The following is an 18,105-nucleotide window of genomic DNA, read 5'->3' on the forward strand; positions in this document are numbered from 1 at the left end:
GCTGGCGCCCTACTTCAAGAAGGACGGGGTAGTCACCGCCGGGAACGCGTCGGGCATCTGCGACGGCGCCGCGGCGGTGGTGCTGGCCAGTGAAGGGGCGGCCAAGGGGCTCAAGCCCATCGGTCGGCTGGTGTCATGGGGCATCGCCGGTGTGGAGCCGAAGTACATGGGCATCGGCCCCGCCCCGGCGGCGCGGAAGGCGCTCGCCAAGGCGGGGCTCACCCTCGACCAGATGGACCTGGTGGAAGTGAACGAGGCGTTCAGCGCGCAGTACGTCGCGGTGGAAAAGGAACTCGGCCTCGACCGCGCGCGAACCAACATCCACGGCGGCGCCATCGCCATCGGCCACCCGCTGGCCGCCAGCGGCACGCGGATTTCGCTGCACCTGCTGCACGCGCTCCGGAAGCTCGGCAAGCGCTACGGCCTTGGCAGCGCCTGCATCGGCGGGGGCCAGGGCGCCGCCGTCATCGTCGAAGCCTTCCCGGCCTAGGAGGACACACATGCCGATCGCACTGATGGCCCTGGCGTTTGTCGTCGCCTATTCCTTTGCCAGTCTGCGGGTCCTGAAGCAATACGAGCGTGGGGTGGCGTTCCTCCTCGGCAAGTATTGGGGCACCAAGGGGCCGGGGCTCTTCTTCCTGCCGGCGGGGCTCACCTCCATCAAGCGGGTGTCGCTCCGGATCATGGCGCTCGACATCCCGCCGCAGGACGTCATCACCCGGGACAACGTCTCGGTCAAGGTGAACGCGGTGCTCTACATGAAGGTGGCGGACCCCGAGCGCGCGGTCATCGAGATCGAGGACTACCTCTACGCCACCAGCCAGCTGGCGCAGACGACGCTCCGCGCCGTGCTCGGCGAGGTGGAGCTCGACGAGCTGCTCAGCGACCGCGAGAAGATCAACGCGGTGCTCAAGCGGATCATCGACGAACGCACCGATGAATGGGGCATTCACGTGTCGGCGGTCGAGGTGAAGGACGTGGACCTGCCGGAACAGATGAAGCGGGCCATGGCGCGGCAGGCGGAGGCGGAGCGGGAGCGGCGCGCCAAGGTCATCTCGGCGCAGGGCGAGTTGCAGGCCTCGGAAACGCTGGCCCAGGCGGCGCGCATGCTGGCCACCGAGCCGAGCGCGCTCCAGCTCCGGTACCTGCAGACCGTCACGGAGATCGCGGCCGAGAACAACTCGACGACCATCTTCCCGATCCCGATCGACCTGATCAAGCCGTTCCTGCAGCTGGCGGAGCAGCGCGCGGAGACCGGCGGCTCGAAGCCGTCGCTGCCCGGGGCCGACGTGATGGCGGGGTTCCCCCGGATCGAGTCGGGCGTCAAGAAGGAAACGACCTAGGCCGCGATGGCCGACCTTCCCGCGCGGATCGACCGCGCCGCCCTCGACCGGATCATCCGGCGGGCCGCCGAACTGCAGACCGGCGAGCACGAGATCGCCGACGCCCTGACCGAGGACCAGGTGCTGGCCCTCGGCCGGGACGTGGGCATCCCCGCCCGCTACCTCCAGCAGGCGATGATCGAAGAGCGGGTGCGGGCGACGCCGCTGGAGTCGCGCTGGCTCGACCGGGCCATCGGCGCGGCCGCGGTCACCGCCGACCGGGTCGTGATGGGATCGGCCGACCTGCACGAGCAGGCGCTGCTCGCCTGGATGGACCAGAGCGAGCACCTGGTGGTGCAGCGACACCAGAGCGGGCGCATCTCGTGGGAACAGCCCAGCGGCTTCCAGGCGGCACTCCGCATGTCGGCCGCCGCCCTGAGCGGGGGCGCCCGCGCCATGCTCGGCAAGGCCGCGACGGTCGCGGCCACCATTACCCCGCTCGAGGCGGGGTACGCCCACGTGCAACTGAGTGCCGACTTGCGGATGACGCGCGGTGCGTTCATCGGTGGTGCGGCGGCCATTGCCTCGGTAGGGGCAGCGGCCACCATTGTGCTCGGCGTGCTGAGCGTCTTCCCGCCGGTGCTGCTCCTGCCCTTTCCCGCGGCGCTCGCCGCCGGGTATGCCGCCACGCGCCCTTACGCCGGCGTCGTGGAGCGGACCCGCCTCGGCCTCGAACGCGCGCTAGACCAGCTGGAGCGGCGGGGGAGCCGGCCGGCGCCCGAGTTGCCACCGCCGCGGAACAGCATGATCACCTCACTCGTGCAGGAAGTGCGCAAAGCGCTCAAACCCTGAACCACCGGAATCCAACATGGCAGAAATCAAGAAGGTCGGCGTGCTCGGATGCGGCTTGATGGGCAGCGGCATCGCCCAGGTGGCCGCCACCGCCGGCTATACCACCGTCGTCCGTGACGTCTCCGACGCCGTCATGGCCAAGGGGAAGGCCGGCATCGGCAAGTCACTCGACAAGTTCGTCGAGAAGGGGAAGCTCCCCGCCGCCGACCGCGACGCCACCCTCGGTCGCCTCTCGTACGTGACGGACGTGACCGCACTGAAGGACTGTGACATCATCATCGAGGCCGTCACCGAAGACCTGGAGCTCAAGAACGACCTCTGGAAGCAGCTGGACGAGCTCTGCCCGGCGCACACCATCTTTGCCAGCAACACGTCGAGCCTGACCATCGCGGCCATGGCCTCCGCCACCAAGCGCGCTGACCGGTTCGTAGGGCTGCACTTCTTCAATCCCGTCCCGCTGATGCAGCTGGTCGAGGTGGTCCGGACCGTCACCACCTCGCCGGGCACTTTCGAGAAGGCGCTCAATTTTGGCAAGAGCCTTGGCAAGGAGGCGGTAGCCGCCAAGGACAATTCCGGGTTCATCGTCAACCTGCTGCTGGTGCCCTACCTGCTGGATGCCATCCGGGCGCTGGAGCACGGGGTCGCGAACACGGTGGACATCGACAATGCCATGAAGCTTGGCTGTGGCTATCCGATGGGCCCGCTGACGCTGCTCGACTTTGTGGGCAACGACACCACGTACAAGATCGCCGAGATCATGTTCACGGAGTACCGGGAGACCCGCTACGCGCCGCCGCCGCTCCTCAAGCGGATGGTGATGGCGGGGCTCTACGGCCGGAAGAGCGGCAAGGGCTTCTACGACTACAGCGCCAATCCGCCGGTCCCGGTGGATCTCGGGCTCTAACCCAGACAGCGAAAGCCCATTCGACTCATGCTGCTCTCTCTCCTGCTTCACGGTGACGCCGTCGCCTCAAGTGGCCTGTTCGGCTACGACATGCCGCGCCTGCACGCCGTCATCAACGACTTTCCACCGGCGCTCCTGGTGGTGGGCGTGTTCTTTCAGCTGGCCTATCTGTTCACCAAGCGGGAAAGTCTGCGGAGCGCGGCGTACTGGTCGCTCGTGGTCGGCGCGCTGACCACGGCCGCGGCGGTGTTCTCGGGACTCCAGGCGGAGGACGCCATCCAGCACGGCCAAGCCATCCACGAGATCATGGAGACCCATGAGCGGTTTGCCTGGATCACGCTCGGATTCTTCGGCGTGATCGCGGTGTGGCTGGTGCTGCGGGATGCGAAGATGCTCCGGAAGGAGCGGTGGGCGCTGGCGGTCATCGGCGTCGTCGGGCTCGGTTTCCTCACCGCGACCGGGATGGAGGGGGGCGAGATGGTCTTCGACCACGCCGCTGGCATGAGTACCGAGGCGATGCAGGCCGAGATCCAGAATCGCGAAGGCGGGCATGAGCACGCCCCCGGCGAGGAGCACGATGACGCTGGGATGCCGACGACGATGGACAGCTCGACGGCCGTGACCGACACCATTGCCGCCGCCGCCAAGCCGACGCATACACATGCGCCGGGAACTCCGGCTCACACGGATTGATGCAACTGCCCCGCCGCCCTGCCGCCCCGCCTCTGGTGCTGGTGCTGCTGCTCGCCTGCCAGCCCTACACCACACGCCCCAGTTTCGGCCCGCTGCAGGGCGCGGCCGAGGCGGTGGTGGATCTCGACGTGGCCAAGGCCACGACGGTGCTGGCGGAACAGTTGAAGTCGGATTCGATTCCGGTCAGCCGGGTCGAGCCGAAGGACGGCTACCTGGAGACAGAGTGGTTCAGCGCGGTCACCGGTCTGCCGACGAACGACCGCGTGCTTGGCGACAGCATCGTCCGGGTACGCGGGTGGGTGAATGCGTATGGGAGTGAGCGGGGTCGATCAAGGTGGAGACGGCGGTGCGACCGCTCGCCAACCCGTCGCTTCCGCCGCGCGACCTCGACCGGCAGGCGCCGGCCGACAATCCGGTGGCGATTCGCGTGGCCACGGTCCTCACCGACATGGCGAAGCGGTATCCGGTACCGGGGGCGGATGAGCCCGTGACGCCTGCACCGCCAGTCCGCAGCGACTCAGCCCGGGCGGCGCCGGGAGACAGCACGACCGGGAAGACCATTCCGAAGGGGCGGCCGGCGAGCGCAAGGTAGCCTTACTGCCTCCCTGCCTCCCTGCCTCCCTGCCCCACCTCTTCAACGAACACCTTCACCCACTCCTCCAGCTGCACCAGGTCGAGCCCCGCGTCCTTGCACGGTCCCGCCGGGAGCGTCATCGTGAGGCCGAGGACCGGTACCCGCCCCGCCACGTCGTGCAACCCGCTCACCATATCCCGTTCGCAGGCCACCGCCACGATGGCGCGGGGACGGCGCTCCTTGATGACCCGCCGCGCCAGCTGTCCGCGGGTGGCCACGAACACCGGCACCTCGTACTTGCCGGACAGCGCCAGCACGCCGTCGATGGCGGGCTTGGACAGGCAGCGCGGAATGAGCAGCAGGAGTTCGCCCTGGCCCACCTTCTTGGCGCGCCGCAAAGCGAGGGCATTGTAGACCTTCACCGCGGCGTTCTCGACCCAGTCGCGGCGGCCGAACCTGTCGGCCACCCGCGACGTGACGCTCATCAGCCGCAGGAACGGTCCCTGCTCGGCAAGCTTGGCGGGGAGGATGGCGCGGTTGGTCGCGTAACTCAGGAGAATCAGCCCCCACCAGAGCCACGACACCCCGGACACGACGCCGAGCCCGATCCAGAGATACGTCGGCACCCCCGGAACCAGAAGCCCGATCCGGGGCCCAAGCAGGTACAGCCCAACGGCGACAATGCCAAGCGCCGCGGCAAGGCCGGCAGCCGACCACAAGAAGAAGAGATGGGGAGGCGAATCGTAGTTACCCTGGTTGGGCAGCGGATTGCCGTCCCACTCGTCCCATTCGTGGCCGAGTCGGCGGTCCACTTCGATTCGGATCAGCTGGGGGCGCGCGGTATCAGACATGGGACACCAAGATAGCAGGCGAATCGACGGTTCGCTTGGCGGACGCGGTGCACCGCCCTACGTTTCCCCCATGCTGAAGGGACCCCGCCTGCAGGGCCAATTCCGGACCGATGACCGTGCCCGTGCCGCTTACGCGGAAGGGGCGGGGATCTACCGGATTGTCCCTGCCGCCGTGGCTGTCCCCGCCGATGTGCCCGACCTGCAGCGATTGATCCGCTGGGCCATGGAGAGCCGCACGCCGCTGGTGGCACGAGGCGCGGGCAGTGCCATGGGCGGGGGCAATGTGGGCGACGGTGTCATCATCGACCTTACCGCGCTCGGCCCCACTCGCCTGGAGGTGGATCCGGCCAACCGCAGTGCATGGGTGTCCGCCGGCGTTACCGCCGGGGCACTCGATGCCGCGGCCCGGCCACATGGCCTCCGCTTTCCCCCTATGCCATCGAGCGGCCGCTGGGCCACCCTCGGCGGCATGGCCGCCACCAACGCCGCCGGCGCCTCGGCGGTCCACGTCGGAAGTGTCCGGAACTGGATCACCGCCGTCGAGTGGGTCGGCTCCGACGGGGAGATCCGCCGGTGGACGCGGGGCGACACCGCGGCACTTCCTCCCCGGTGGGCCGAAGTCGGGATCCAGATCGCCGCCGCCGAACCGGTCATCCGCTCCCACTTCCCGCGCGTCCGGAAAAACTCCTCCGGCTACGCCGTGGACGCCGTCCTCGATTCCGGCGACCTGCTCGACCTCCTCATCGGCTCCGAGGGTACGCTCGGCTTCATCACCGGACTCGAGTGTCGCCTCGCTCCGCTGCCGGGCGCGACGGCTGGTGTCCGCATGGCGCTCCGGTCTCTCGATGACCTGGCCGACGTCGTGGCGGCGCTCCGTCCCCTCCGCCCCTCGGCGCTCGAGATGCTTGACCGGACCTTTCTCGAACTCGTGACCCGCGAGGGGGGACGGGTCCCCGACCTGGTTCGCGGCGCGGATGCCATCCTGCTGGTGGAGTTCGAGCGGGCCACCGACACCGCCGCGCGCGGTGTGGTGGGCGACGCCGTCCGCGCCGTGAGCGCCTGGACCAGCGAGGTCGAAACCGCCATCACACCGGAGGATGCCGAGGAGCTCTGGGCCATCCGCCACGCGGCGAGCCCGATCCTCGCCCGGCTTCCCGACACCCAGCGCTCAATGCAGGTCATCGAGGACGGCGCCGTGCCCATTTCCCGCCTGGCGGACTATGTTCGACTTGTCCGCCGGGTTACCGACGCCCACGGCATGGGCGCGGTGATCTTCGGCCACGCCGGCGACGGCAACGTCCACGTGAACCTGCTGGTCGACACAACGAAGCAGGGCTGGGAGGCTGGCGTGACATCGGTGCTCGAGGAAGTCTCCACCGGCACGGCGGCCCTTGGCGGTACACTGAGCGGTGAACATGGCGACGGCCGCCTGCGGGCCGGAGCGCTGGAGTCGGTGTTCGGACCCGAGCTGGTGGCGCTCTTCCGTTCCATCAAGGCGGCCTTCGATCCCGCCGGGATCCTCAACCCGGGGATCAAGCTCGCTGGTGAAGGCGCGCCGATCAGCCGACTCAAGGCCGGTGCCGGCGCCACTGCCATTCCCGACGATATTGCATTCGCCCTGCGGGACATCGAACGCACCGGCGGGTACGCGCGCGCGCGCCTGGAGCTGGCCCCATGAAGCCCTATCTCGATCTCCTCTCACGCATTCTCGACAGCGGCACCGCCAAGTCGGACCGAACAGGCACCGGCACGCTCAGCGTGTTCGGTCACCAGATGCGGTTCGACCTGACCCAGGGCTTCCCGCTGGTCACCACCAAGAAGCTCCACATGAAGTCGATCGTGTACGAGTTGCTCTGGTTCCTGCGGGGCGACACGAATGTTCGCTACCTGCAAGAACACGGCGTCAGCATCTGGGACGACTGGGCCGACCCGGCTGGCGAGCTCGGCCCGGTCTATGGCCGCCAGTGGCGGTCGTGGCCCACGCCCAGCGGCGGGCACATCGACCAGATCACCCAGGTGGTGGAGGAGATCCGCCGGAATCCCGATTCCCGGCGGCTGATCGTGAGCGCCTGGAACGTGGCCGACATCCCCGACATGGCGCTCGCGCCCTGCCACGCGCTCTTCCAGTTCTACGTAGCCGACGGCCGGCTCTCCTGCCAGCTCTACCAGCGGAGCGCCGACGCCTTCCTCGGCGTGCCATTCAACATCGCTTCCTATGCGCTGCTCACGCTGATGGTGGCGCAGGTGACTGGAAACCGGCCAGGGGAGTTCATTCACACCTTCGGCGACGCCCACCTATATACCAACCACCTGGACGGAGCTCGCCTGCAGCTGTCCCGCGCACCACGCCCGCTGCCCACCATTCGGCTGAATCCCGCCGTCACCTCCCTCTTCGACTTCGGGTACGAGGACTTCGAGGTGCTGGGCTACGATCCGCACCCACACATCCCCGGCAAGGTGGCGGTATGAGCATCGCCCTGGTGGTGGCCGTCGCCGAGAACGGGGTGATCGGCAAGGAGAACGCCCTGCCGTGGCGGCTCTCCGCCGATCTCCGACGGTTCAAGACGCTCACCATGGGGCATACCGTCATCATGGGGCGGAAGACCTTCGATTCGATCGGGAAGGGACTGACCGGGCGGCGGAACATCGTGGTGAGCCGGAATCCGGAGTTCCGTCCCGAAGGCGCGACCCGGGTGCCGAGCCTCGAGGCGGCGTTCAACGAGGCGGGCCCGACCGGAGAGGTGTTCGTGATCGGCGGCGCCGACATCTACCGCCAGGCGATGCCGGTTGCCGAGAAGATCTACCTGACCCTCGTGCACGCCACCCCCGAGGGGGATGCACACTTTCCGCTCCCAGTTGGAAAGGAGTGGGCCCTGGTCTCCACCGAGCCGCGCGGTGCGGACGACAAGAACGAGTACTCCTCCGAATTCCGCGTCTACCAGCGCCGTCGCTGACCCGATTTGCCGCGTCGCCGCATCCCCGCCGCAAAACGAAGTTTGCAAATATCCAAAAAATCTATTGTGCTCCGCTCCCCTTTTTCTTAACTTGGTACGCGACAACGCGAAGCACCGAGCGCGCCGCGACGCGACGACCACGTTTTCGAGGGGGAGTGTTTGGGAGTTCGTATCGGACTCGCCTACAACCTGAAGCCCCAAGCCGCAGCGATTGCTGGGGGAGACTTCGCCTCCCCTGTTGACCGGAACACCGCCCTCCGCGCCCTCCGCACCGATCTCGATCAACCCGATCTCTACGCCGAATGGGACGAGCCCGGCACCATCGACGCCATCGAGCGCGCGCTGCAGCCGCTGGGCCAGGTGATTCGCCTCGAAGCGGACGCTTCCTTCCCGCAGAAGCTCGCCGACGCCCGTCCCGATTTCGTGTTCAACATTGCCGAAGGGCTCTACGGCCCGAACCGCGAGGGGCACGTCCCCGCCATCTGCGAGTTCTACGGCATCCCCTGTCACGCCTCCGATCCGCTCGCCCTCGGTCTCGCCCTGCACAAGGGACGCGCCAAGGAGACGATGGTGGCCCGCGGCGTCCCGACCGCCCCGTTCCGGATCGCCGAGTCGGTGGCCGACGCCGCCACCTGCACCCTTCCCTTCCCGGTGTTCGTCAAGCCGGCCTGCGAGGGATCGGGCAAGGGAATCACCGTCGACAACCTTTGCCATGACCGCGCGGCGCTCCTCGGCCGGGTCGAGCACCTGCTGACCACCTATCGCCAGCCGGTGCTGATCGAGGCCTGGCTACCGGGGGCGGAGTTCACCGTCGCCGTGCTCGGCAACGGCACCGAGGCGCGGTGCCTGCCCATCGTGGCCATGAACTACGCCGACCTCCCGGAGGGCGCCCCGCCCATCTACGGCTACGAGGCGAAGTGGCTCTGGGACACCCTCGACAATCCGCTCGACATTTACGAATGCCCGGCGCAGATCCCGGAATCGCTCGCCCGCCGCATCCGCGAGGCCTGCCTCGGGGCGTACCACGCCCTCGGGTGCCGGGACTGGTGCCGGATCGACGTCCGCTGCGATGCCGACGGCAACCCGATGGTCGTCGAACTGAACCCGCTGCCGGGCATCCTCCCCGATCCGCGCGACAACTCCTGCTTCCCCAAGGCGGCGCGCGCGGCCGGGTTGGACTACGACGAGCTGATCCAGACGGTGGCCGACATCGCGTGGCGGCGGATCACCGGTGGTCGACGGCTCCTGGCCGAGGTAGCGGCGTGAGGGTTGCCGTCCTCCATGATGGCGGAAGCGACGAGTGGAGCGCCGCCGATGTGGCCGCCGTCCTCTCCAATGTCCGGGAGATCGAGGGAATCCTGAAGGCGGCCGGCCACACCACCGAGATGATTCCGGTGTACCTGGCCGACCTCAGCTGGATGGAGCGCTGTCAGAAGGCCGATCTGGTGTTCAATCTCTGCGAGGGGATCAACGGCCACGCGCGGTTCGAGGACTACGTGGTGGCCGCGCTCGAACTGACCCGGGTGCCGTTTACCGGGTGCCGCTCCTGGCCGATCACGATCTGCCACCGGAAGCATGTGGCGAATACGCTGCTCCGGGAGGAGGGCCTCCCGGTTCCGGGCTTTGCGCTGGTGCATGAACCGGTGGTGCCCGAGGGGCTGCGGTTCCCGGTCATCGTCAAGCCGTCGATGGAAGATGCGAGCGTCGGCATCGACGAAGGCTCCGTCTGTCGCACGCCCGAGGCGCTCCTTGAGCGGCTCGCCAAGGTGACCGCCACCTGGGAAGACGTCCTGGTGCAGGAGTACGTGGAAGGGCGTGAATTCAACGTCGGCTTCGTCGGGACGACCGCCCTGCCGATTTCCGAGATCGATTTCACCGGGCTCGGCGAGGGCAAGCCGCCGATCGTGACCTACGCCGCCAAGTGGAATGCAGGGAGCGACTACGACCTGCACACTATCCCGGTCTGTCCGGCCAAGGTGGACGAGGCAACCGCGAAGAAGCTCGTAACTGTTGCAGAACGCGCGTGGCGCGCTCTGGCAAAGTGCGAGGGATATGGACGAGTGGACCTGCGGCTCGATGCCGACGGCACGCCGTGGGTACTTGAACTGAATCCCGATCCCGACCTCTCGAGCGACGCCGGACTGGCGCGCATGGGTCGGGCGTTCGGATGGGATTACTCGGCGCTGGTCCTCCAGATCGCCGATGAGGCGTTGGAACGGGGCCGGATCGCGCTCGCGGAGGGCGCCCTCTCGGGGCGAGTCACTTCGTGACGCGAGCGGCGGTTGCGGGACGACTCCGGGGGCTGACCACCGCCGACCGGGACCGACTCGAGGAAATCACGCGGGCGGTCGGGCTCTTTCGAGACGACGAGGTCCCCGTGGCGCTGGAGGTCTTCGACGCCGCGGTGGCCGGAAGCCCGGACTACACGGCGCTCGGTGTGGAGGTGGACGGCAAACTGGCAGGATGGATCTGCTGGGGACCGACACCCTGCACCGTGGCCACCTGGGATCTCTACTGGATGGCGGTCGACCCGGCGCAGCACGGGCTCGGACTCGGCACGCTTCTGGTAGAAGAGATGGAGCGGCGCCTCGCGGGTGTGGCGCGGCTCATAGTGGTCGAGACGGCGGGCCGGGTGGACTATGCACCGACGCGCGCCTTCTACGAGGCCCGCGGATACCGGGCTGTCGGCATGATCCCGGACTTCTACGCGCCGGGCGACGACCAGGTGACGTTCGTGAAGTATTTCGAGGTTCCCGCAACAACCTAGGGATGGGGTACTGGCATGGAGACTTGGCAGGAAGTCCTGCGTAAGAACTCGATCGCGTCGCTCGATACTCTCGCCAGCCGGTTCGGCGCAGAGAATTTCCCCGAGCTTGACCGCCTCCGGCTGGCCGCGGAGAATTTCGAGTTCCGGATCTCGCCGGCGATGGTGGACCTGATCAAGTCCCCCGACGACCCGATCTGGCGCCAATACGTCCCCAGCGTCCAGGAGCTCGAGGTCCACGACGGGATCGTGGACTCCCTGAACGAGGACGAGGACAGCCCGGTGCCGAATATCACGCACCGCTATCCCGACCGGGCGCTCTTCCTGGTCAGCCCGGTCTGCGCCAGCTACTGCCGGTTCTGCACCCGGCGGCGCAAGGTGGGCGACCCCGAGAAGATCCCGATGTCTCAGTTCGAGTCGGCGTTCCAGTACCTGGAAAGCCACACCGAAATCCGCGACGTCATCATGTCGGGGGGCGACCCGCTCCTTCTCAATGACCGGCGGCTCGACGCCATCCTGTCCCGGCTGCGGAGCATCAAGCACATCGAGATCATCCGGATCGGGAGCCGCGTTCCCTGCCACCTCCCGGAGCGGATCACGCCCGAGCTCTGCGCCACGATCAAGAAGTACCACCCGGTGTGGATCAACACCCACTTCAATCACCCCGACGAACTGACGCCGGCGGCGGTGAAGGGGCTCGGCATGCTGGCCGATGCCGGCATCCCGCTTGGCTGTCAGACGGTGCTTCTCCGCGGGGTCAACGACACCCCTGAAGTCATGAAGCAGCTGATGCACCGGCTCATGCTGGCCCGGGTCCGGCCCTACTACATCTATATGGCCGACCAGGTGGCCGGTGCGGAGCACTTCCGGACCAGCGTCCAGACCGGCATCCAGATCATGGAGGCGCTGCGCGGCTGGACCAGCGGACTCGCCAACCCGCAGTTCGTCATTGACGCCCCGGGCGGCGGCGGGAAGATCCCCCTGCTCCCGGAATACGTCCTCTCGATGAATGACGAAGAGGTGGTGCTCCGCAACTTCCGCGGCGACCAGTTCGTGTACCGCCAGCCGAACGAGGAGGAGGCCATGGCGGCGATGGGGCGCCGGACCGATCCCGAATACCTCTTCCAGCCGACGTTACAGCTGAAGAAGCCGGCCAAGCGGACCAAGCGAGCCAGCAAGGTGCCGAAGCGCAAGCTGGCCTGACCATCGGTTCAGAAGGCAGAAGATCCGCCCGGCCATTGCCGGGCGGTTTTTCTATCCCCACTTGCCCCAAATCCAATCTTGTTGAACACTTGCAGGGACCTTTACGGGGGCTCTCCCATGGCGCTGGGCGGCAAGAGCTGGGACGAATGGATCGCGCAATACGCGACCAGTCACCAGAACCCGATCAACCGGATCTGTCATACCATCGGCATCCCGCTGATTGCGGCGTCGATTCCGCTGTTCCTCGTGGAGTTCTGGGTGCCCGGATTCTGGCGGATCCCGCTCACGTTGTTCGTGGTCGGGTGGGTCTTCCAGTTCATCGGGCATGCCTTTGAAGGGAAGCCGCCGGAGTTCTTCAAGGACTGGCGGTTTCTCTTCGTCGGCCTCCGCTGGTGGGTGGCCAAGCTGCAGGGACGGGCGTGAGGCTTTCCCGCCGGAACTTCATCCAGGTGTCCGGCGCCGCCGGCCTCGGCGCCATGCTGCCTATGCATCCCTCCCCCGATGACAAGCTCAAGCGCATCGGCATCCAGCTCTACACCGTGCGGCAGGCACTGGATGCCGACTTCGCCGGCACGCTGGAACGGCTGGCAGCCATCGGGTACCAGGAAGTGGAATTCGCCTGGAATCGGGGCGCCACCCCAGCCGAAACGCGGAACGTGCTGCAGGAGAACGGGCTCACGGCACCCGCCGCCCACCTGGCCGTCGAGGACTTCGAGACGGGGTGGAATTCCACCGTCTCGGCCGCGCGGACCCTGGGTGTCGAGTATCTCGTCCTGGCCTGGATCGACGCTGAACAGCGGAAGACGCTCGATGACTACCGCCAGTGGGCCGAACGGTTCAACCGATTTGGGACCGCGGCTCGCGAGGCAGGATTCAAGTTCGCCTACCACAACCACGCCGGCGAACTCAGCCCGATCAATGGCCAGGTCCCCTACGACATCCTTCTCGGCGGGTCGGACCCCGCGACGGTCGGCTTCGAGATGGACATATTCTGGGTCCTGGAAGGCGGCGGGAACCCGCTCACCTATTTTGCCGCGTGGCCGGGGCGGTTCCCGCTCCTGCACATCAAGGGGCGCACGGCCGACGGCACGATGGTCGATGTCGGTGCGGGATCAGTAGACTGGGCCGCCATCTTTGGCCATGCGAAACAAGCCGGCGTGCGCCACAGCTTCGTCGAGCACGACGACGCCACCGACCCCCTGGCCTCGGCGGCCGCCAGTTATGCCTACCTCCGACAACTGCGGTTCAAGAATGAATAGGATGATTCGAAGCCTCCTTCTGTTCCTCGTCCTGGCGGCTCCCGCCACGGCCCAGACCCCGCAGCAACAGAGCGTCGTCCTCATCGTCACCGACGGGTTCCGCTGGCAGGAGCTCTTCGGCGGGGCCGACCCGGCGCTCAACAATGCTGAGTTTGGAGGGGTGGAAGACACCGCCGCCCTGCGCCGCACCTTCCTCGTTGGCGACGCCGAGGCCAATCGCCGGGCCCTGATGCCGTTCATGTGGGGGGTCGTGGCACGGGATGGTCAGATCTTGGGCGATCGCGACCTGGGAAGCACGGTGGCGGTCACCAACGGGTACAAGTTCTCCTATCCCGGCTACAACGAAATGCTGACCGGCAAGCCTGACCCCCGCATCGACCGGAACGACTACGGGCCCAATCCCAACGTGACGGTGTTCGAGTGGCTGGCGGGACAAGCGGAGTTCACGGACAAGGTGGCGACCTTCGGCACCTGGGATGTGTTTGGGGCAATCTTCAACCAGGAACGTGCTCCGATGTGGGTCCGCTCCGGCTGGGACGAGCCGTTTCCGGGAGATACTACCCCCAGCAGAATCCTGCTGGACACGTTGTATGCCACCACCACCCGGGTCTGGCAGGAGATGCCCTATGACGCCTTCATGCAGGCGGTGGTCATGGACTACGTTCAGGCGGAGCGACCACGGGCGCTCTACATCGGCTACGGCGAAACGGACGAGTGGGCCCACGAGGGGCGGTACGACCAGTACCTGACCGCGGCACACCGGGTGGACGGCTTCATCCGCGATCTCTGGATCACGATGCAGGCCATGCCGGCATACGCCGGCAAGACGACGTTCATCATCACCACCGACCACGGACGGGGGAGCGGGCTCAAGGCGTGGCGCAACCACGGCGCGAATGTGGACGGGGCGGAATACATCTGGGTGGCGGTGCTCGGTCCGGACACTCCGGGGCTCGGCGTCCGACGCAACCTGCCGGACCTGACACAGTCCCAGATTGCGGCCACGGTGGCCGCGGCGGTCGGGAAGAACTGGGTGGCGGCGTCAGGGGCCGCGCCGCCGCTGCCGGTGTTCGGCCCGTAGCTCAAGCGTTGAACTCTCAGCGTCCCTCGACCCGATCGCTCCTCCGGCACTGGAGTTCACGACCCATCGATGCGGCATCGAGGCTTGGTGAGTCGGAACTCACGTGCCTCCGGAGCAATCAGGCCTTCGGGCCGCCAATCTCCAGCCGTCCCTAGAACGCCAGGATCACCCCGCCGCTCAGTTCCCCCTGGGTGAAGAAGACCCCGTTTGACGCATGGATGACGCAGCCACCCGGCAGTGTGCACCAGAACTGGGTGTCCGAGTTGAGGGTACTCATCCAGAGTCGGGCCTGCGCGCGCAGGCCAAGATGCTGGTTCAGGTAGGTCTTGAGGCCGAGGGCTGCGCCCCAGGAGAAGACCCACTCGCCGACGAGGTCGGGATTCTGGGGCGAGTAGTGCGTCCCGCCGAGGGTCAGGGCGAAGAACGGCTTCGTGTTCGGGTTGTGGCCGAATTCGAGTGCGCCGCCGAGCTGGAGGTACTCGATGGCGGCGTCGCCGACGACGAAGTTTGCACTCGTGTCCGGGTTGAACCGCATGGTGGTGGGCTGCCGGCTGTAGACCAGCTCGACCAGGCCGTCGGCCTTCACCCTGTATCCGAAAGTCGCTCCCCACGCCAGGTTGTCGCTGGCGGAGAACCGGCCGTCATCATTGTTGATCGTGCCGCCAAAGCGGTACCCGATGGTCGGCGTGATCTCGATGCCGGACTGGGCCGCCAGGGGAGCAGCGACCGCCAGGCACAGCACCGCGAGCAAAGAACGGGACATGCATTCTCCGTGGAATGGCGACGTCATGAAGGATAGCCTGCCGCTTCCGTTCCGTCCCGGCGCACCCCATCTTACGAGCCAATGACCACTCCATTCGACCGGGTCGCCGCCGCGCTGGCGGACAATTATCGCCTCGAGCGCGAACTCGGTCAGGGCGGGATGGCGACCGTCTACCTGGCAGAGGACCTCAAGCACCACCGCCAGGTGGCGGTCAAGGTGCTCCGGCCCGAACTGGCCGCCTCGCTTGGTCCCGATCGTTTCTTCCGGGAAATCGAGGTGGCGGCCCGCCTCCAGCATCCCCACATCCTGCCGCTCTTCGACAGCGGTGCCGCAGTCCCCGCGCCAGGCGCGGAGCCGTTCCTCTGGTATGCCATGCCCTTCGTGGACGGCGAGACCCTCCGCGACCGGCTGGCCCGCACCGGCGAACTGCCGGTCCACGACGCCATTCGCATCCTCATCGAGGTGGCGGACGCGCTGGCGCACGCGCACGCCAGCGGCGTGGCGCATCGCGACATCAAGCCGGAAAACATCCTCCTCTCGGGCCGCCACGCGCTGGTGAGCGACTTCGGCGTGGCCAAGGCGGTGAGCGAGGCCACCGGCCGTCAACAGCTCACCACCGCCGGCGTGGCCCTCGGCACCCCGGCCTACATGGCCCCGGAGCAGGCGGCCGCCGACCCGCACCTCGACCATCGGGTGGACATTTATGCGCTCGGCGTGCTGGGGTACGAACTCCTGACCGGCCGCACGCCCTTCAGTGGACGCACCCCGCAGGAAACGCTCGCCGCGCACGTGATGCAGGCACCCGAGGCCATCTCACGGCTCCGTCCCGGGATTTCGCCAGCGCTGGAAGCCATCGTGATGAAGTGCCTGGCCAAGCGGCCGGCTGACCGGTTCCAGAGCGCCGAGGAACTGGTGACGGCCTTGGAGCCGCTGGCCACGCCCAGCGGCGGGATGACCCCGACCTATACCCAGCCAGTGAGTGGTGTGGCCCCAAGGGCGACGGCAAGCCGGAAGTGGGCTCCGCTCGTCGCGGTTGCCGTTATTGGAGTGGTGGCAGTCGGAGTGTTGCTTGCCAGGAGGGGGGGAAGCGGCCCGGAGATCACCCTGACCAAAACCTCCCGGCTCACCAGCATGCAGGGTCTGGAAATCCTGCCTGCTATTTCCCCTGACGGGCAATTTCTGGCCTATGTCGGCGCCGCCACCGCCGACAATGGTCCGGAAATCTTCTTGCAGCCCACTGATGGCGGACGGGCAGTCAACATCACGGACAGCATTCCCGGTGTGCAAATCTCGCCAAACTGGTCTCCCGACGGACGGCGCCTGGTGTTTGCCTCGTACAATGATGCCGGGGCAAGCATCGTTACCATGCCACCGACCGGGGGCGACATCCGCCGGCTCTACAGTGTCAGGTATGGTGGTGGAGTTCCGTGGGCACCAAAGTGGTCACCCGATGGATCACAGATCGCCTTTGAACAGGGCGACAGCGTGCTCGTCATGTCTGCTGACGGGAGCGGACTCACCCTGCTGGCCCGGGTGTTGGATGTCCACTCCCTGGCCTGGTCCCCCGACGGCCAATGGCTTGCAGGGGTTCGAGGAAACTCGGAATTTGTCTACGGTGGCACTTCTTTCGGCAACCTTGCGGCGAGTACGGTGTTTGTGATGCCCGCCGCCGGCGGCACCCCCGTCATGGTGAGCGACTCGACGACCCTGAACCTCTCCCCGGCGTGGTTGCCCGGTGGAAAGGCCCTGCTCTACCTGTCGAGTGGGGGCGGGGGGCGCGACATCTACCTGCAACGAATCGGCCGGGGCGGACGCGCGGAGGGCGCCCCGCGGCGGGTCACGACCGGGCTCGACGCCCACACCTTTGCCCTTTCTCCCGACGGAAAACGGCTGGCCTATTCGAAGTACACTCGGGACCTCAACATCTGGATGGCCCGACTTTCGGCCACGGGAAGCGTGAGTGCAAGCTCGGCGGTGCCGATCACCCGAGGCAACCAGACCAGCGAGGTCCTTCGGCTCTCCCCCGATGGCAAGTGGCTGGTGTATGACTCCGACCTGAACGGCAATGGCGACCTGTTCATCGTCCCCTCCGACGGTGGCACCCCGCGGCAATTGACCGATGACCCGGCCGACGACCTGAGCGCCGATTGGTCGCCCGATGGATCACAGATCGCGTTTCACTCGTTTCGCAGCGGCAACCGGGACGTGTTCACTATCAACGCCGACGGAACCGGCCTGGCGCAGGTCACCTCCGACACGCTGAGTGATTGGTACGCCGTCTGGGGACCGGACAACAACACCCTCGCCTATACCCGAGCGGGTACCGTGTTCGAGATCAAGCGGCAGTCGCGGTCAGCGCCGTGGGGCCCTCCCACACCGGTGGGCATGGGAGTCGTCAGTGGCGTCACGCACGATCGCTCGGCCTATCTCGGCCTTCCATTCGCAAATGGGGGTGAATTCGTTTCCATCCCCTCCGGCGGCGGCGCCTCGACCACGCTCTTACGGCCCCCGCCCTGGTTCCAGGGCAACTGGCCTCGCATGGGGCCCGATGGCAAGACCCTGTACCTGTTTTCTCCCGACTCGGTCGGCGTGCCCGCCTATTGGGCGGTCGATTTGGCCACCAAGACCCTTCGGAAAGTCGTCGCATTTGACCGCTCCGACACACGAACCGTCCGCGGCGTGTCCGACACCGACGGGAGCCGTTTCTATTTCGTGGCGGGGGAGCATCAGGCCGACATCTGGGTGGCGGAGGTGGAGGAGAAATAGGCGGGGCAGCGGGGCAGCGGGGCAGCGGGGCAGCGGGGCAGCGGGGCAGCGGGGCAGCGGGGCAGCGGGGCAGCGGGGCAGCGGGGCAGCGGGGCAGCGGGGCAGGAAACTCAACTACT

General features: G+C 67.2%; 19 protein-coding genes. 17 read left to right on the top strand and 2 right to left on the bottom strand.

Features of this window, described 5'->3' with window-relative positions:
• The 6 genes from R2910_09675 to R2910_09700 all read left to right on the top strand — a co-directional run.
• The coding region (locus tag R2910_09675) for a thiolase family protein (GenBank protein MEZ4413239.1) at positions 1-490 on the top strand (490 nt) is incomplete at its 5' end.
• 10 nt (positions 491-500) lie between these two features.
• Positions 501-1,343: a slipin family protein gene (locus R2910_09680; protein MEZ4413240.1), complete on the top strand. Its 843-nt coding sequence runs from the start codon at positions 501-503 to the stop codon at positions 1,341-1,343.
• Positions 1,344-1,349: 6 nt separating this feature from the next.
• A complete protein-coding gene (locus R2910_09685) occupies positions 1,350-2,174 on the top strand; it encodes a hypothetical protein (protein ID MEZ4413241.1) in 825 nt (274 codons plus the stop codon).
• 16 nt (positions 2,175-2,190) lie between these two features.
• Complete coding sequence (locus R2910_09690) at positions 2,191-3,078, top strand: 3-hydroxybutyryl-CoA dehydrogenase (GenBank protein MEZ4413242.1); 888 nt, start codon at positions 2,191-2,193, stop codon at positions 3,076-3,078.
• Between the two features lie 27 nt (positions 3,079-3,105).
• Positions 3,106-3,771 carry a DUF2231 domain-containing protein gene (locus tag R2910_09695; protein ID MEZ4413243.1) on the top strand — a complete coding sequence of 222 codons (666 nt, stop codon included), beginning with the start codon at positions 3,106-3,108 and terminating at the stop codon, positions 3,769-3,771.
• The gene (locus R2910_09700; protein ID MEZ4413244.1) at positions 3,771-4,262 is read left to right on the top strand and encodes a hypothetical protein; all 492 of its coding nucleotides are present in this window, start codon (positions 3,771-3,773) and stop codon (positions 4,260-4,262) included. Before R2910_09695 ends, R2910_09700 begins: the two co-directional genes overlap by 1 nt.
• A 103-nt stretch (positions 4,263-4,365) precedes the next feature.
• Here the strand turns inward: R2910_09700 and R2910_09705 are convergent, their stop codons facing one another.
• The gene (locus R2910_09705; GenBank protein MEZ4413245.1) at positions 4,366-5,196 is read right to left on the bottom strand and encodes a DUF116 domain-containing protein; all 831 of its coding nucleotides are present in this window, start codon (positions 5,194-5,196) and stop codon (positions 4,366-4,368) included.
• A 70-nt stretch (positions 5,197-5,266) separates the two neighbouring features.
• Between R2910_09705 and R2910_09710 the strand changes: the two genes are divergently transcribed.
• The 10 genes from R2910_09710 to R2910_09755 all read left to right on the top strand — a co-directional run bounded on the left by R2910_09710 (position 5,267) and on the right by R2910_09755 (position 14,457).
• The gene (locus R2910_09710; protein ID MEZ4413246.1) at positions 5,267-6,874 is read left to right on the top strand and encodes an FAD-binding oxidoreductase; all 1,608 of its coding nucleotides are present in this window, start codon (positions 5,267-5,269) and stop codon (positions 6,872-6,874) included.
• Entirely contained in the window at positions 6,871-7,665 is a 795-nt protein-coding gene (locus R2910_09715; protein MEZ4413247.1) for a thymidylate synthase, read from the top strand. Before R2910_09710 ends, R2910_09715 begins: the two co-directional genes overlap by 4 nt.
• Positions 7,662-8,150, top strand: coding sequence for a dihydrofolate reductase (locus R2910_09720; GenBank protein ID MEZ4413248.1), 489 nt, complete (start codon positions 7,662-7,664; stop codon positions 8,148-8,150). Before R2910_09715 ends, R2910_09720 begins: the two co-directional genes overlap by 4 nt.
• Positions 8,151-8,309: 159 nt before the next feature.
• Positions 8,310-9,416, top strand: coding sequence for a hypothetical protein (locus R2910_09725; protein MEZ4413249.1), 1,107 nt, complete (start codon positions 8,310-8,312; stop codon positions 9,414-9,416).
• Positions 9,413-10,420, top strand: a complete 1,008-nt coding sequence (locus tag R2910_09730; GenBank protein ID MEZ4413250.1) for an ATP-grasp domain-containing protein — start codon at positions 9,413-9,415, stop codon at positions 10,418-10,420. Before R2910_09725 ends, R2910_09730 begins: the two co-directional genes overlap by 4 nt.
• Positions 10,417-10,917, top strand: coding sequence for a GNAT family N-acetyltransferase (locus R2910_09735; GenBank protein ID MEZ4413251.1), 501 nt, complete (start codon positions 10,417-10,419; stop codon positions 10,915-10,917). The genes R2910_09730 and R2910_09735 overlap by 4 nt, the downstream gene beginning before the upstream one ends.
• A 15-nt stretch (positions 10,918-10,932) precedes the next feature.
• A complete protein-coding gene (locus R2910_09740; GenBank protein MEZ4413252.1) occupies positions 10,933-12,117 on the top strand; it encodes a KamA family radical SAM protein in 1,185 nt (394 codons plus the stop codon).
• A gap of 117 nt (positions 12,118-12,234) precedes the next feature.
• Positions 12,235-12,540, top strand: a complete 306-nt coding sequence (locus tag R2910_09745; protein MEZ4413253.1) for a DUF962 domain-containing protein — start codon at positions 12,235-12,237, stop codon at positions 12,538-12,540.
• Positions 12,537-13,376 carry a sugar phosphate isomerase/epimerase gene (locus R2910_09750; GenBank protein ID MEZ4413254.1) on the top strand — a complete coding sequence of 280 codons (840 nt, stop codon included), beginning with the start codon at positions 12,537-12,539 and terminating at the stop codon, positions 13,374-13,376. Before R2910_09745 ends, R2910_09750 begins: the two co-directional genes overlap by 4 nt.
• 1 nt (position 13,377) lies before the next feature.
• Positions 13,378-14,457 carry a hypothetical protein gene (locus tag R2910_09755; GenBank protein MEZ4413255.1) on the top strand — a complete coding sequence of 360 codons (1,080 nt, stop codon included), beginning with the start codon at positions 13,378-13,380 and terminating at the stop codon, positions 14,455-14,457.
• 151 nt (positions 14,458-14,608) lie between these two features.
• Here R2910_09755 and R2910_09760 read toward each other — a convergent pair whose 3' ends face one another.
• Positions 14,609-15,220 (bottom strand): hypothetical protein, encoded by a 612-nt coding sequence (locus tag R2910_09760; protein ID MEZ4413256.1) that lies wholly within the window; start codon positions 15,218-15,220, stop codon positions 14,609-14,611.
• Positions 15,221-15,301: 81 nt separating this feature from the next.
• Here R2910_09760 and R2910_09765 point away from each other — a divergent pair, with 81 nt between their 5' ends.
• The gene (locus R2910_09765) at positions 15,302-17,986 is read left to right on the top strand and encodes a protein kinase (GenBank protein MEZ4413257.1); all 2,685 of its coding nucleotides are present in this window, start codon (positions 15,302-15,304) and stop codon (positions 17,984-17,986) included.
• The last annotated feature ends 119 nt before the right edge of the window (positions 17,987-18,105 follow it).

It is taken from the genome of Gemmatimonadales bacterium, assembly GCA_041390145.1.
Taxonomy (GTDB): Bacteria; Gemmatimonadota; Gemmatimonadetes; order Gemmatimonadales; family GWC2-71-9; genus SPDF01.